16 protein-coding genes are annotated in these 15,222 nt (G+C 54.8%); 12 read left to right on the forward strand and 4 right to left on the reverse strand.

What is annotated here, in order from left to right; genetic code table 11:
• The first annotated feature begins 4 nt into the window (after window positions 1–4).
• From mdtH to IM267_RS05165, 9 genes are all read left to right on the forward strand, one after another.
• Entirely contained in the window at window positions 5–1,213 is a 1,209-nt protein-coding gene (gene mdtH / locus IM267_RS05125) for a multidrug efflux MFS transporter MdtH (RefSeq protein WP_003858008.1), read from the forward strand.
• Window positions 1,214–1,334: 121 nt separating this feature from the next.
• Window positions 1,335–1,895: a lipoprotein gene (locus IM267_RS05130; protein WP_063866351.1), complete on the forward strand. Its 561-nt coding sequence runs from the start codon at window positions 1,335–1,337 to the stop codon at window positions 1,893–1,895.
• A gap of 128 nt (window positions 1,896–2,023) precedes the next feature.
• The gene (gene pyrC / locus IM267_RS05135; RefSeq protein ID WP_107535106.1) at window positions 2,024–3,070 is read left to right on the forward strand and encodes a dihydroorotase; all 1,047 of its coding nucleotides are present in this window, start codon (window positions 2,024–2,026) and stop codon (window positions 3,068–3,070) included.
• Window positions 3,071–3,144: 74 nt separating this feature from the next.
• The gene (gene dinI / locus IM267_RS05140; RefSeq protein WP_063866349.1) at window positions 3,145–3,390 is read left to right on the forward strand and encodes a DNA damage-inducible protein I; all 246 of its coding nucleotides are present in this window, start codon (window positions 3,145–3,147) and stop codon (window positions 3,388–3,390) included.
• Window positions 3,391–3,664: 274 nt separating this feature from the next.
• A complete protein-coding gene (gene bssS / locus IM267_RS05145; RefSeq protein WP_015570838.1) occupies window positions 3,665–3,919 on the forward strand; it encodes a biofilm formation regulator BssS in 255 nt (84 codons plus the stop codon).
• 112 nt (window positions 3,920–4,031) lie between these two features.
• Window positions 4,032–5,147, forward strand: coding sequence for an N-methyl-L-tryptophan oxidase (solA, locus tag IM267_RS05150; protein WP_193032939.1), 1,116 nt, complete (start codon window positions 4,032–4,034; stop codon window positions 5,145–5,147).
• Window positions 5,148–5,200: 53 nt separating this feature from the next.
• Window positions 5,201–5,314 (forward strand): YceO family protein, encoded by a 114-nt coding sequence (locus IM267_RS05155; protein WP_063449457.1) that lies wholly within the window; start codon window positions 5,201–5,203, stop codon window positions 5,312–5,314.
• Between the two features lie 226 nt (window positions 5,315–5,540).
• The gene (locus tag IM267_RS05160; RefSeq protein ID WP_193032940.1) at window positions 5,541–6,107 is read left to right on the forward strand and encodes a cytochrome b; all 567 of its coding nucleotides are present in this window, start codon (window positions 5,541–5,543) and stop codon (window positions 6,105–6,107) included.
• Between the two features lies 1 nt (window position 6,108).
• Window positions 6,109–6,687 carry a YceI family protein gene (locus IM267_RS05165; RefSeq protein ID WP_063449087.1) on the forward strand — a complete coding sequence of 193 codons (579 nt, stop codon included), beginning with the start codon at window positions 6,109–6,111 and terminating at the stop codon, window positions 6,685–6,687.
• A 39-nt stretch (window positions 6,688–6,726) separates the two neighbouring features.
• Here IM267_RS05165 and IM267_RS05170 read toward each other — a convergent pair whose 3' ends face one another.
• On the reverse strand, window positions 6,727–7,776 hold the full coding sequence (locus tag IM267_RS05170) for a rhodanese-related sulfurtransferase (protein ID WP_063866346.1): 1,050 nt from the start codon (window positions 7,774–7,776) through the stop codon (window positions 6,727–6,729).
• Window positions 7,777–7,994: 218 nt separating this feature from the next.
• On the opposite strand from IM267_RS05170, the gene IM267_RS05175 reads away from it, so the two are divergent.
• From IM267_RS05175 to IM267_RS05185, 3 genes are all read left to right on the forward strand, one after another.
• Window positions 7,995–8,921 (forward strand): Kdo(2)-lipid IV(A) acyltransferase, encoded by a 927-nt coding sequence (locus IM267_RS05175; RefSeq protein WP_193032941.1) that lies wholly within the window; start codon window positions 7,995–7,997, stop codon window positions 8,919–8,921.
• A gap of 140 nt (window positions 8,922–9,061) precedes the next feature.
• Window positions 9,062–10,297, forward strand: coding sequence for a multidrug efflux MFS transporter MdtG (gene mdtG, locus IM267_RS05180; protein ID WP_064910749.1), 1,236 nt, complete (start codon window positions 9,062–9,064; stop codon window positions 10,295–10,297).
• Between the two features lie 79 nt (window positions 10,298–10,376).
• On the forward strand, window positions 10,377–10,751 hold the full coding sequence (locus IM267_RS05185; RefSeq protein WP_107535100.1) for a MysB family protein: 375 nt from the start codon (window positions 10,377–10,379) through the stop codon (window positions 10,749–10,751).
• 7 nt (window positions 10,752–10,758) lie between these two features.
• On the opposite strand, the gene IM267_RS05190 is transcribed toward IM267_RS05185, so the two are convergent.
• The 3 genes from IM267_RS05190 to mdoG form a co-directional block, all read right to left on the reverse strand.
• Window positions 10,759–10,986: a YceK/YidQ family lipoprotein gene (locus tag IM267_RS05190; protein ID WP_063449091.1), complete on the reverse strand. Its 228-nt coding sequence runs from the start codon at window positions 10,984–10,986 to the stop codon at window positions 10,759–10,761.
• Window positions 10,987–11,070: 84 nt separating this feature from the next.
• The gene (gene mdoH, locus IM267_RS05195) at window positions 11,071–13,599 is read right to left on the reverse strand and encodes a glucans biosynthesis glucosyltransferase MdoH (RefSeq protein WP_063449092.1); all 2,529 of its coding nucleotides are present in this window, start codon (window positions 13,597–13,599) and stop codon (window positions 11,071–11,073) included.
• Window positions 13,592–15,145, reverse strand: a complete 1,554-nt coding sequence (gene mdoG / locus IM267_RS05200; protein WP_063866342.1) for a glucans biosynthesis protein MdoG — start codon at window positions 15,143–15,145, stop codon at window positions 13,592–13,594. Before mdoG ends, mdoH begins: the two co-directional genes overlap by 8 nt.
• Between the last annotated feature and the right edge of the window lie 77 nt (window positions 15,146–15,222).

Below are 15,222 nucleotides of genomic sequence, written 5' to 3' on the forward strand. Positions count from 1 at the left end.
GAAAATGTCCCGCGTATCACAGGCCAGGAGCCTGGGTAAATATTTCCTGCTCGTCGATAACATGCTGGTCGTGCTCGGCTTTTTTGTCGTTTTTCCGCTTATATCAATTCGTTTTGTCGATCAAATGGGCTGGGCGGCGTTGATGGTTGGGATCGCGCTGGGCTTACGCCAGTTTGTCCAACAGGGCCTGGGCGTGTTTGGCGGCGCCATTGCCGACCGCTTCGGCGCAAAACCGATGATTGTCACCGGCATGTTGTTACGTGCGGCGGGCTTCGCCACGATGGCCATCGCGCATGAACCCTGGCTGCTGTGGTTCTCCTGTTTCCTTTCCGGCATTGGCGGCACCCTTTTCGACCCGCCGCGTACCGCGCTGGTGGTTAAGCTGATCCGCCCGCAACACCGGGGTCGCTTCTTCTCAATTTTGATGATGCAGGACAGCGCCGGCGCGGTCGTGGGCGCCCTGCTGGGAAGCTGGCTGCTGCAATACGATTTCCGCCTGGTCTGCGCCACCGGCGCGGTGTTGTTTATTCTCTGCGCGCTGTTTAACGGTCTGTTTCTGCCTGCGTGGAAACTGTCGACAGTTAAAGCGCCAGTGCGGGAAGGGCTTGACCGCGTGCTGAGCGATAAACGCTTCGTCACGTATGTGTTAACCCTGACCGGCTACTACATGCTTGCCGTGCAGGTCATGCTGATGCTGCCGATCATGGTTAATGATATTGCCGGCACGCCGGCGGCGGTGAAATGGATGTATGCCATTGAGGCCTGCCTCTCTTTGACGCTGCTTTATCCGATTGCCCGCTGGAGCGAGCGCCGTTTCCGGCTTGAGCACCGTCTGATGGCCGGGCTGTTGCTGATGACGCTGAGCATGATGCCCATCGGCCTGGTGAGCTCACTCCAGCAGCTGTTTATGCTGATCTGCACCTTCTATATTGGCTCCATCATTGCCGAGCCAGCCCGTGAAACGCTGAGCGCGTCGCTTGCCGACGCTCGCGCCCGGGGCAGCTACATGGGGTTCAGCCGTCTTGGACTGGCGCTTGGCGGCGCACTGGGGTACACCGGCGGCGGCTGGCTGTTTGATGCCGGAAAAGCGCTCCATCAGCCGGAGCTGCCGTGGGTCATGCTCGGCATGGTCGGCTTTATGACGCTGATTGCCCTCTGGTGGCAGTTCAGCGATAAACGCAGCACGCGCGGGATGCTGGAGCCCGGCGCCTGACCTTCTGGCGGGAGGAAATTTGCCGCCCTCCACTATCAGTTTTTTCTGCTGGTTTCTGTAGGATCACCCTGACATACTGGCGTATCAGGACAGATGCGCCGATTTTATGTTGAGGAACGCCATGAAAAAGATCGTTATTGCCGCTGCGTTAGTTGTCAGTGGTCTGCTGGTGGGATGTAACCAGCTTACGCAGTACACCGTCAGTGAGCAGGAAATTAATCAGGCGCTGGAAAAACATAATAACTTTTCAAAAGATATCGGCGTACCCGGCCTTGCGGATGCGCATATCGTTCTGACGAATCTCGCCAGCCAGATTGGTCGCGAGGAGCCTAACAAAGTCACCCTTTCCGGCGATGCCAGCCTGGACATGACCTCACTGTTCGGCAATCAGAAAGCGGACATTAAGCTGAAGCTCAAGGCGCTGCCGGTCTTTAATAAAGAGAAAGGGGCAATTTTCCTGCAAGAGATGGAAATTGTGGACGCGGTTGTGACGCCGGACAAAATGAAACCGGTACTGCAAACGCTGATGCCTTATCTCAACCAGTCGTTGCAGAACTACTTTAACCAGCAGCCCGCCTACGTTCTGAGCGAAGACAAGAGTAAGGGCGAATCTCTGGCGAAAAAATATGCCAAAGGGATTGAGGTGAAGCCGGGTGAAATCATCATTCCTTTCACCGACTAAAAACTACGGGCGCTCAGGCGCCCGTTTTTTTTAACGGAAGTGTGTGCAAACGAAAACGTTTCCGCTTATGATTTGTGTCCGGCAAAAACAGCCATCTTATGACTGATCTCTTTCAAGCCGGAGCTTCCATGACTGTACAATCCCAGGTTCTCAAAATCCGCCGCCCAGACGACTGGCATATCCATCTTCGTGATGGCGATATGCTGAAAACCGTCGTGCCATATACCAGCGAAATTTATGGCCGTGCGATTGTAATGCCTAACCTGGTTCCACCAGTCACCACCGTCGAGGCCGCGATCGCCTATCGCCAGCGTATCCTTGACGCCGTTCCGGCCGGGCACGATTTTACCCCGTTGATGACCTGCTACCTGACGGACTCGCTGGATCCCGATGAGGTTGAGCGCGGGTTTAACGAAGGTGTGTTCACCGCCGCGAAGCTCTACCCGGCAAACGCCACCACCAACTCCAGCCATGGGGTGACCAGCGTTGACGCCATCATGCCCGTTCTGGAGCGTATGCAAAAACTGGGGATGCCGCTGCTGGTGCACGGGGAAGTGACCCACGCTGACATTGATATTTTCGATCGCGAAGCACGGTTTATTGAAACGGTAATGGAGCCGCTGCGCCAGCGTCTTCCGGGGCTGAAGGTGGTGTTTGAACATATCACGACCAAAGATGCCGCAGAGTACGTCCGGGATGGAAACGAACTGATTGCCGCCACCATCACCCCGCAGCACCTGATGTTTAACCGTAACCACATGCTGGTGGGCGGGGTTCGTCCACATCTGTACTGTCTGCCGATCCTTAAGCGCAATATCCACCAGCAGGCGCTGCGTGAGCTGGTGGCCAGCGGCTTCCCTCGCGCTTTTCTGGGCACGGATTCCGCCCCGCATGCCCGTCACCGGAAAGAGGCGAGCTGCGGCTGTGCAGGCTGCTTCAACGCGCCGACCGCACTCGCAAGTTACGCAACCGTGTTTGAAGAGATGAACGCGCTAGAGCATTTCGAAGCCTTCTGCTCCCTCAACGGTCCACGTTTCTACGGTCTGCCGGTCAATGACACCTTCATTGAGCTGGAGCGTAAAGAAAGCCAGGTTGAAGAGTCGATTGCGCTCACCGATGATACGCTGATCCCGTTCCTGGCCGGTGAAACCGTAAGCTGGACGGTAAAACGCTAAAAAACTGTCGCCCCCTGTTGTCAAACCGACAATATAACTGTATAAATAAACAGTATATTACACAGGGGGCATTTATGCGTATTGAAGTCACCATTGCCAAAACCACCGTCCTGCCTGCTGGCGCACTCGACGCGCTGGCGGGTGAGCTATCCCGACGTATTAACAGCACTTTTCCTGAAAACGATGGCGCCGTAACGGTACGTTATGCAACGGCAAACCATCTTTCCGTCATCGGCGGCGCGAAAGAAGACAAAGACCGCATCAGCGAAATTTTGCAGGAAACCTGGGAAAGCGCCGACGACTGGTTCATCACAGATTAAAATTTGCTCCCTCATTGTGTTTTTTTGCCGGGTCGCCCCGGCTTTTTTTCGTTTCGTCTCCTGTAAGTTCAAAATATTTCAGCATCTTCTTAGAAAATCGTGAACAAGATGGTGTTTTATTGCTCGAACAATCCTAAAAAGCATAAAAATGTGTTGCTACCCGTTTATTTTTTCCTTCTGAACCCTTATTAATTGATATACTGAAATTGCTTTCAGAAAAACATGCATTGAACCTCAAAGTCGTTGTCTTCTAACACGCATTAAGGGGGTTATAATGGAAAAGAATAGTGAAGTGATCCAGACCCATCCGCTTGTTGGCTGGGATATCAGCACCGTAGACAGCTACGATGCGCTGATGCTGCGTTTGCACTACCAGACCCCAAATCAGCAAAACCGTGATGAAGCGGAAGTTGGACAGACGCTGTGGCTTACAACAGACGTCGCCCGTCAGTTTATCTCTATTTTGGAAGCAGGCATCGCAAAAATAGAATCTGGCGACTATCAGGAAAATGAGTATAAACGGCATTAATCTTATGCCCCTTCACTCAACAGGCACCCTCGCGGTGCCTTATTTATTTCGTTCTTGTATAAGCCCACATAGTTAATTACTCTGCTAACAAAGCGTTAGTAAAGAGAAGCCTATGAAATACGATTTGATCATTATCGGAAGCGGCTCCGTAGGATCTGCCGCCGGTTATTACGCCACGCAGGCGGGTCTGAATGTGCTGATGATTGACGCCCACCTTCCCCCCCATTCTGAAGGAAGCCATCACGGCGATACCCGTTTGATCCGTCACGCTTACGGTGAAGGTGAACGCTATGTACCGCTGGTGCTTCGGGCTCAGACGCTGTGGGACGAGCTGGCGGCACGCACCGAGGAGCGCATTTTTGAGCGCACCGGGGTCATTAACCTGGGGCCTGCCAACTCCACGTTTCTGGCGAACGTTGAGGAGAGCGCGAAAGCCTACCGCCTGGACGTTGAGCGTCTGGATGCGAACGGCATTATGGCGCGCTGGCCGGAAATTTCTGTCCCTGAAGATTACATTGGATTGTTTGAAGCCAACTCTGGCGTGCTGCACAGCGAAACGGCCATTAAGACCTGGATCGATCTCGCCGCCAAAGCGGGCTGCGCGCAGTTGTTCAACTGTCCGGTCACGGGCATCACCCACCATGCCGATGGTTCAACCGTCACCACGTCTGAGGGTGAATATACCGCCGCACGCCTGCTGGTCAGTACGGGAACGTGGGTGACAAAACTGCTGCCGGACCTGCCCATCCAGCCGGTGCGCAAAGTCTTCTCATGGTTCCAGTCTGACGGGCGTTACAGCAGCCAGAACAAATTCCCGGCGTTTACGGGCGAATTACCCAATGGCGATCAGTTCTACGGTTTCCCTTCGGAAAAAGACGCGCTCAAGATAGGCAAACACAACGGCGGGCAGGTTATTTCCTCTGCGGAAGAGCGCAAGCCGTACGGAGCCTATCCGCAGGATGGTTCCGAAGCCTTCACGTTCCTGCGTAATATTCTGCCGGGCGTAGGCGGATTGCTTTACGGCGCAGCGTGCACCTACGACAACACGCCGGATGAAGACTTCATCATCGACACGCTGCCCGGACACGACAATACCCTTATCGTAACCGGGCTCAGCGGTCACGGGTTTAAATTTGCGTCGGTGCTAGGCGAAATCGCCGCCCAGTTTGCGCAGGGGATCGCGCCTTCGTTTGATCTCACCCCCTTCGCGCTCTCGCGCTTTGACTGATAATACGTCCACAGGCTCCGAATAACCGGAGCCTGTTTAGCGAGAGGGGCATGATGCGCAGACTGGTGAATTATCTGATCAATAACATTCGCGAGCATTTCATGCTTTACATTGTGCTCTGGTCACTGCTGGCGATCGTTGACGTCATCTATATCGTATTCTTTTGAGAATTCTCGCTGACATTTACTGACACTCCTTTAAGCTTATTTAACTTCTGTTTTTTATAAAAACTCATCTCAAATTTATTGAACGAAGCGATTGAATTACATCGCGCAAACACATTCAAATTCGCTGAAATAAATTAAATAAAAATCATTATTCTTTTTTTTCAGTTGCATTATTAATTTAACCCGTTCATTTTTAGTGCTCAGACATTTGAGAACGGAAATTCATATGCAATGGCGTAACTCCTCCAGCCGCTACGGAATAATATCCATGTGTTTACACTGGCTATTTGCGCTTGCCGTCTATGCCATGTTTGGTCTCGGCCTCTGGATGGTGACATTAAGCTATTATGACGGTTGGTATCATCAGGCTCCCGAATTGCACAAAAGCATTGGGGTTCTGCTGATGATGGGTCTGGTTATTCGCGTGATCTGGCGACATATCTCTCCCCCCCCACCTGCCCCCAGGAGCCATGGTCGTTTTACCCGCATCAGCGCTGTAGGCGCACATATCGCACTCTATGCCCTGCTGTTCGCCATTCTGATCAGCGGCTATCTCATTTCGACCGCAGACGGCAAGCCGATCAGCGTGTTTGGACTTTTCGACGTCCCTGCCACGCTGGCTGACGCCGGTTCACAGGCTGACACCGCAGGTGTGGTTCATCTGTGGCTGGCATGGAGCGTGGTGATCTTATCGGTTCTGCACGGCCTTGCGGCCCTGAAACACCACTTTATTGATAAAGACGATACGCTGAAGCGCATGCTTGGCCGTTCGTCAGTTGACTCTGGAGCATAAAATGAAAAAACGCCTGTTGGGTATCGCATTAGGTTCGCTGTTATTCACCACCGGTTCGGCTGTCGCTGCTGACTATAAAATTGATAAAGAGGGTCAGCATGCCTTCGTCAATTTCCGTATTCAGCATCTGGGGTACAGCTGGTTATATGGCACGTTCAATGATTTCGATGGCACATTCACTTTCGACGAGAAAAACCCTGCTGCCGATAAAGTGAATGTCACCATTAATACCAACAGCGTCGATACTAACCACGCCGAGCGTGATAAACATCTGCGCAGCGCTGAATTCCTGAACGTGGCGAAATTCCCGCAAGCCACCTTCGCGTCGACAGCGGTGAAGAAAGACGGTGATGAGCTGAATATTACCGGTAATCTGACGCTGAACGGCGTAACAAAACCGGTAACGCTGGAAGCGAAATTAATCGGCCAGGGCGACGACCCGTGGGGCGGCAAACGCGCTGGTTTTGAAGCCGCAGGCAAAATTCATCTGAAAGATTTTAATATCACCACGGATTTAGGCCCGGCATCGCAGGACGTGGAGCTGATTATTTCGGTGGAAGGCGTTCAGCAGAAGTCATAAAAAAAGGCCCGGCAGGCTTTTGCGCCGCCGGGCATCGTTTTACTCCGGGTCCGGAATACCCAGTTTGGTATTTAGTCGACCCCGGGATTTATTAAAAATCTTATTCCCGTTCTCGCGGCCGGCACGGCGGCGGCGTTGCTCTTCTTCAGGCAGCAGACTCTCTTCACTGCACAGCTCGCTACAGCAGCCATTGTACTTCTCGGCACAGGCAGGACACTGAATAAACAGCAGATGACAACCGTCGTTTTTGCAGTTGGTATGCGTATCGCACGGCGTACCGCACTGGTGGCAGTGCGCGATCACATCCTCTGAAATTCGCTCGCCCATACGCTCGTCAAACACAAAGTTCTTACCGATAAAACGCACCGGTAAACCCTGCTCGCGGGCGCGGCGGGCATACTCAATGATCCCGCCCTCAATGTGCCAGACTTTATTAAAACCGTTGTGCTTCATCCAGGCACTGGCTTTTTCGCAGCGGATCCCCCCGGTGCAGTACATCACGATCTTTTTGTCTTTATGCTCCTGCATCATCTCTACGGCTTTCGGCAGCTGCTCGCGGAAGGTGTCGGCAGGGATCTCCATCGCATTTTCAAAGTGGCCCACTTCATATTCATAGTGGTTACGCATATCGATGAATACCGCGTCCGGATCGTCGAGCATCGCATTCACTTCAGCGGCCTTAAGGTACTCACCCACATTGCCGGCATTGAAGCTCGGATCGTCAATACCATCCGCCACAATACGCTCACGCACCTTCATGCGCAGCACCCAGAATGATTTACCGTCATCATCCAGCGCAATGTTCAGGCGCACCCCATCAAGCGCGGGATCAAACCCGTAGAGGAGATCGCGGAAGGCGCTGACCTTGCTTTCCGGCACGCTGATCTGCGCGTTAATCCCCTCTCGCGCCAGATAGACGCGGCCAAACACGTTCAGGGCGGTGAAAGCCTGGTAAAGCGCATCGCGGGTCGCCTGTGGATCGTTGATGGTGAAATATTTATAGAAAGAGATCGTTGTGCGCGGTTCGGTTTCGGCCAACATGCGCGCTTTCAACATCTCATTCGAAACGCGGTTGTGTAACACTGGCATGGTGTACAAGTCCTGCAATCGTTGAGAAATAAAAATCGGTCGGCATGATATAGCAAACAAAGACAATTTACATCCACACAATTTACGCTACATTTCAGTCAATCTGATTTATCAGACTTAACACTTGCAGACTCTTTCATGTTTCGATGACAGATATTTTGGCTATCCATTAAAAAATGAGACAATAGCCCTTCAGGACGTAAGAACACAGGACAGACATGACCCAGTTACCGAAATTTACTGCCGCGCTTTTGCACCCCCGCTATTGGTTAACCTGGTCAGGCATTGGCTTGTTGTGGCTCATTGTACAGCTGCCTTATCCGATCATTTTCCGCATGGGTAAAGGACTGGGCCGCATTGCTCAACAGTTTATGAAGCGTCGCGCCAGGATCGCGTATCGCAACCTTGAGCTTTGCTTTCCTCAGATGAGTGAATCTGAGCGCCACGACAGGGTGGTGAAAAACTTCGAATCGGTCGGTATGGGGCTGATGGAGACCGGCATGGCCTGGTTCTGGTCGGATAAGCGCATGGCGCGCTGGACGGAAGTGGCCGGCACCGGCATGGAACCCGTGCATCATCTCCAGGCCAACCAGACTGGCGTCCTGCTGATAGGCGTTCATTTCCTGACCCTCGAAATTGGCGCACGCATGTTCGGTATGCAGGCGCCAGGTATTGGCGTTTATCGTCCTAACGACAATCCGGTGATCGATTTGATCCAGACCAACGGACGAATGCGCTCCAACAAAAGCATGATCGACCGCAAAGATCTGAAGGGGATGATCCGCGCCCTGAAATCAGGTGAGGTGGTCTGGTATGCCCCGGATCATGACTACGGCCCGCAATCCAGCGTGTTTGTCCCGTTCTTTGCGGTGGAAGAGGCCGCGACGACTACCGGGACCTGGATGCTGGCGCGAATGTCCAAAGCCGCTATCGTGCCGTTTGTGCCGCGCCGTAAGCCGGACGGTTCAGGCTATCAGCTCATCATGCTGGAGCCGGAACTCGCTCCGCCGCTCGACGACGCGGAAACCACCGCGCGCTGGATGAACGGCATTGTCGAGAAATGCATTATGCTCGCCCCGGAGCAGTACATGTGGCTGCATCGCCGCTTCAAAACCCGGCCTCAGGGCGTCCCTTCTCGTTATTAATCGACATGCGGCCTTCCGGGTCGCATGTTGTTTTAGCTTTAAAAGCTCCCGTCATTGCGGCAATCATAACCCTGGCGCATAATTAGCAGGCTTATTACCTCACTGGTCACGGTGCCCTGCACCCCATAATGCGGATAGTTATGTCCCCCTCAGATGCTCCCATAAACTGGAAACGTAACCTGACGGTTGCGTGGCTGGGCTGTTTTCTTACCGGCGCCGCCTTCAGCCTGGTCATGCCCTTCCTGCCGCTTTACGTTGAACAGCTCGGCGTGACCGGCCACAGCGCGCTGAATATGTGGTCCGGGCTGGTGTTCAGCATTACGTTCCTGTTCTCCGCCATTGCGTCGCCGTTCTGGGGTGGCCTGGCCGACCGTAAAGGCCGCAAAATCATGCTGCTGCGCTCCGCGCTCGGGATGGCAATCATTATGCTGCTGATGGGCGTGGCGCAGAACGTCTGGCAGTTCCTGATATTACGCGCGCTCCTGGGCCTGCTCGGAGGGTTTATCCCGAATGCTAACGCCCTGATTGCCACCCAAATTCCGCGCCAGAAAAGCGGCTGGGCGTTGGGTACGCTTTCCACTGGCGGCGTAAGCGGCGCGCTGCTGGGTCCGCTGGCAGGCGGCCTGCTGGCCGACCACTACGGACTGCGGCCAGTCTTCTTCATTACCGCCAGCGTGTTGTTCCTCTGCTTCCTCGTGACGCTTATCTGCATCCGCGAGAATTTCACCCCCGTGGCCAAAAAAGAGATGCTGCACGCCCGTGACGTGCTGGCCTCGCTGAAAAACCCAAAGCTGGTGCTGAGCCTGTTTGTGACCACCATGATTATCCAGGTGGCTACCGGCTCCATTGCGCCTATTTTGACGCTTTATGTGCGCGATCTGGCCGGAAACGTCGGAAACATTGCCTTTATCAGCGGACTGATCGCCTCCGTGCCCGGCGTGGCCGCGCTGCTGAGCGCGCCGCGGCTCGGCAAGCTGGGAGACCGCATCGGCCCGGAGAAGATCCTCATCTGCGCCCTGATTGTCTCCGTTCTGCTGCTTATCCCCATGTCGATGGTGCAATCGCCGTGGCAGCTCGGGGTGCTGCGCTTCCTGCTGGGGGCTGCGGACGGCGCGTTGCTCCCGGCGGTGCAGACGCTGCTCGTTTATAACTCCACCAACCAGATTGCCGGGCGTATCTTTAGCTACAACCAGTCGTTTCGCGATCTGGGTAACGTCACCGGGCCACTGGTCGGGGCGGGGGTTTCGGCCAGTTTCGGTTTCCGGGCCGTTTTTATCGTGACGGCAGGCGTCGTGCTGTTCAACGCCGTCTATTCCTGGCTCAGCTTGTCCCGGGCGCTACGCCCGGCGCGCATAACACAACATCGTGACGGCTAATTTTCTTATTCATACTTGCAAAATCATATAATCAGCTATTCTTTCCCTGAATACCTTCACGAAAAACAGGGAGACACTAATGACCATGTACGCCACGCTGGAAGAAGCAATTGATGCCGCTCGCGAAGAATTCCTCGCCGATAATCCCGGCATTGAGGAAGAAGATGCTGACGTGCAACAACTCAATATCCAAAAATATGTCCTACAGGACGGCGATATTATGTGGCAGGCCGAGTTCTTTGCTGATGAAGGTGAAGACGGAGAATGTCTGCCGATGCTGAGTGGTGAAGGTGCGCAGGCCGTATTCGACGGCGACTATGACGAAATTGAGTTACGTCAGGAGTGGCTCGAAGAAAATACGCTGCACGAATGGGACGAAGGTGAGTTTCAGCTCGAACCGCCGCTGGATACGGAAGAAGGTCAGGCCGCAGCGGATGAATGGGACGAGCGTTAAGCTCCCGCTACTCGTACGGGCCGTGGCTGGCATCGATGGGCAGCAATAGCGTATCGAAAATCAGCGAAAACGGCAGATCGAGCACGGTGAGATAGCGCCACGCGGAATCACGCACATCCCACTGTACGCCGGGATAGTACTGATTTCCGTGGCCCTGTCCGGGTATGGTGCGGCTGATAATGCTGCCGCAGCCGCTGAGCAGGCATGCCATCATCACGACAATGATTATTCTCATGAGTAACCTCTAAAAAAATACCGGCGATTAAGCCGGTATTTTATTTGGCGGGTGGCGCTTCGCTTACCCGCCCTACTTAACAGCTTATTTCGCTTTCAGCGCCAGCGGGTTCAGCTTCACGTCCTTATAGTAGTTCACCCACGAAGAGTATCTCTCCGGCGCGGACCACACGCGGTAGTGAAGCCTTGCCATCGTCACCGGATCGCTCAGCAGCACCAGACGACGATCGCGGTTAAGCTTTTCTGGCGTCTCGTTCAGCGCCTGCTCAACGTGGCGATCGCGGGCGATCTCCAGCACCTGGCTGGCGCGGTGACGCGCGGTCGCCATTGCGGTTGCCAGGGCGTTGAATGACGGGTTGAACACGGCGTGCATAAAGCCATCATCCAGCGTGCGTTTGCGGTTCTGCTCCAGGTAGGTATCGGTATCCACCAGCACCTGCGGCGGAGAATACTCTTCCGGGATCAGGAACAGCTTCCAGCGTTTGGTACGCAGGCCCACCGTGGAACGGCTGGAGATCACCGACACAAACGGCGACAGGATCAGCGAGAAGACGATTGGCGCAAGCCAGAACAGGAAACGCAGATCCAGCCATGCCATCCCTACGGCCCACACCAGCCCCAGCAGCAGCTGAGAGCCGTGGCGCATAAAGGCTTCACTCCACGGCGTGGAGTCATCGTCACGCTGCGGTGAATTCCACACCACTTCCCAACCCAGGAACGCGCTCACCACGAATACCGTGTGGAACAGCATACGCACCGGTGCCAGCAGGACCGAGAACAGCACTTCCAGCAGCAGTGAAAGGGTTACGCGGCAGAAACCACCGTACTCCTTTGAACCTTTACACCAGATCAGAACGATACTGAGCAGCTTCGGCAGGAACAGCAGCACCATGGTCGACGCGAACAGCGCAATCGCCAGCTCCGGACGCCACTGCGGCCACACCGGGAACAGCTGGCGCGGTTGCAGGAAGTACTGCGGCTCCGTCAGGGCATGCACGACCTGCAACGCGGTCGAGAGCGCGAGGAACATAAACCACAGCGGTGCAGAGAGATAGGACATCACGCCCGTCAGGAACACCGCCCGGTGAACAGGGTGCATCCCCTTCACCAGGAACAGGCGGAAGTTCATCAGGTTACCGTGACACCAGCGGCGGTCACGCTTGAGCTCATCCAGCAGGTTCGGCGGCAGCTCTTCATACGAGCCCGGCAGATCGTAGGCAATCCAGACGCCCCACCCTGCACGGCGCATCAGCGCGGCTTCCACAAAGTCATGCGACAGAATGGACCCGGCAAATGACCCTTCACCCGGCAGCGGCGCCAGCGCACAATGCTCGATGAACGGCTTCACGCGGATAATGGCGTTGTGGCCCCAGTAGTGAGACTCGCCCAGCTGCCAGAAGTGCAGGCCGGCGGTAAACAGCGGCCCGTAGACGCGGGTCGCAAACTGCTGGCAGCGCGCATACAGCGTGTCCATACCGGAGGCTTTTGGCGAGGACTGAATGATACCCGCGTTTGGGTTAGCTTCCATCAGACGCACCAGACCGCTCAGGCAATCGCCGCTCATGACGGAGTCTGCATCCAGTACCACCATATAGCTGTACTGGTTACCCCAACGACGACAGAAGTCATCGATGTTCCCGCTTTTACGCTTCACGCGGCGGCGACGACGACGGTAGAAGATCTGCCCTTCGCCCTGCACTTCGGCAATCAGCTCCATCCAGGCTTTTTGCTCTGCCACACAGATATCCGGGTTGTAGCTGTCGCTCAGGATGTAGACGTCGAAATGCGCCGCGTTACCGGTCGCCTTCACGGACTCCCAGGTTGCACGCAGCCCTGCGAATACGCGGTCAACGTCTTCGTTACAGATAGGCATGATCAGCGCGGTACGGTGCTCGGGATTCAGGGGTTCATCCCCGACCGTTGACGCGGAAATGCTGTATTTGTCACGTCCCATCAGCAGTTGCAGGAAGCCCATCAGCGCGGTCCAGAACCCGGCGGAGACCCAGCAGAACAGCACGGCGAACAGCAGAAGGATGCCGCTCTGTAAAATGTACGGCAGCAGCTGCATGAAGGAGACCCAGATATCCTGGCCAATCATGTCAGCAGGGTTAATCAGCGCCCAGCCCTGATACGGCAGAATGGTTTTCATATACCAGGTGGCGACGACCGTTTGCGCCAGCGTCAGCAGCAGCAGAATGTAACGACGAATCGTTCCCACGGTACGCCATTTCTGCTCGGACGCCTGCTGTTCTTTGGTCAGACGTGACAGATAGCGCGGCGTTACGTCACGCCCACGCAGGCGATCCCAGAAGCGGCCCACCGGGTTGGTGCGCCACGGATCGGGGAACATAGAGGAACGCGTGGCCTTCGGCATTGCCTGTAGCTGGTCACGCCCTTCGTCATCCTTGATCAACTGCCCTTCAGCCAGCGAGTCCGGCCATGCCTGCTCCAGACGTGCCTTCACTGACCCCAGCGGCGTATCATCATCACGGGAAAAGTGACGGTGTTCACCATCCAGCGCGGTGTGAACCGCGCGGATGTCGCTCGCAGGGAGTGCCGCTTTTTCAATGTCCGTCAGCGGCATAGCATCAATATATTCAGATGTATTATTCATTGGCAGGTAGCTGATAGCTCCAGGTTTCACTCAGCGGCTTATCGTTACTGACCAGCGCGGCGCGCATTTCAGTGGTCTGTTTCGGATCTTTCACCTTCACGCGCAGGGTCAAACGCCACCCTTTGGTCACCGGATTGTAGCGCACGGCGTTCTCAACGATTTCACCGTTATCGCCAATGCTCGCCTGTGACGTCACGGCAGTATCCGGCGCCAGTTTTTTCATATCCTGCCCGGTGAAGTCCACGATAAACGCCAGCGTGCCATCCGGCTGACGAATCAGGTTGGACTGCTTCACGTCACCCGTCGAACGACGCGTCTGCATCACGTACGCGTTATCCGGCGCGTGCAGTTTGTCTTCGTCACGGCTGAAGGTGATCGCATACTTGAAGTTCATCTCTTTACCGGCTTCCGGCAGCTGATCCGGTGTCCAGTACGCCACGATGTTGTCGTTGGTTTCATCGTTGGTTGGAATTTCAACCAGCTCAACCTTGCCTTTACCCCAGTCGCCTTTCGGCGTAACCCAGGCGCTTGGGCGCAGATCGTAGCGGTCATCCAGATCTTCGAAGCGGGAGAACTGACGGCCACGTTGCAGCAGACCAAAGCCCTGCGGGTTTTCCATCGCAAAGCTGCTGACCGCGAGGTGTTTCGGGTTGTTCAGCGGACGCCAGATCCACTCGCCGTTACCGGCATGGATGGAGAGGCCATTAGAATCATGCAGTTGAGGACGGAAGTTGGTTGCCGGAGACGGCTGATTCGGCCCAAACAGGAACATACTGGTCAGCGGCGCAACGCCCAGCTTGCCCACTTTATCGCGCAGGTAAACTTTAGACTGCACGTCAACCACCGTGTCACGCCCAGGCATGATCACGAAGCGATAAGCGCCGGTCGCACGAGGGGAGTCCAGCAGCGCATAAATTGTCAGACGTTTGTCGGTTGGTTTTGGACGTTCGATCCAGAACTCGCGAAAACGAGGGAATTCTTCACCTGATGGCAGCGCGGTATCAATCGCCAGACCGCGCGCAGAAAGCCCGTACACCTGCCCCGCGCCAATCACGCGGAAGTAGCTGGCGCCAAGCATGCTGACGATTTCGTCGTTTTTATCTTTGCTGTTAATCGGATAAAGCACCTTGAAGCCTGCGAAGCCGAGGTCTTTCACCGTGTCTTTATCGTGTTGCACATCGCCAAAATTGAAATAATCCGGGCTGTACTTGATTTTGCGTACCGCGGTCGCCGTCACTTCATTGATGGCAACCGGCGTGTCGAAGTACATACCCTGGTGGTAAAATTCAAGCTTGAACGGGGTTTTAATATTGTTCCAGTACGCTTTATCGTGATTGAACTGGATCTGCTGATAGTCCGCGTATTTCATGTCGCGGAAAACGGAGGGCAGGTTACTTTTTGGCGCTTCATAGCTCTTGCCCGCCATCGATTTTGCCTGTTTTGCGACATCATCGATGTTAAAGGCCAGTGCAGATGAGGTATACAGTGACAACAGCACTGCAACACCCAACCAACGCATTTTCATCATTTGTGGTTTATGTTTCATAATAAGTAAGCACTTCCCCCTTTGTGTGCTTATATCGATCCGATCCATTTTAATGGAAACTCAGGCAATCCGACAAC

This window comes from Enterobacter cloacae complex sp. P15RS (genome assembly GCF_014895905.1).
In the GTDB taxonomy this organism is placed as follows: domain Bacteria; phylum Pseudomonadota; class Gammaproteobacteria; order Enterobacterales; family Enterobacteriaceae; genus Enterobacter; species Enterobacter quasihormaechei.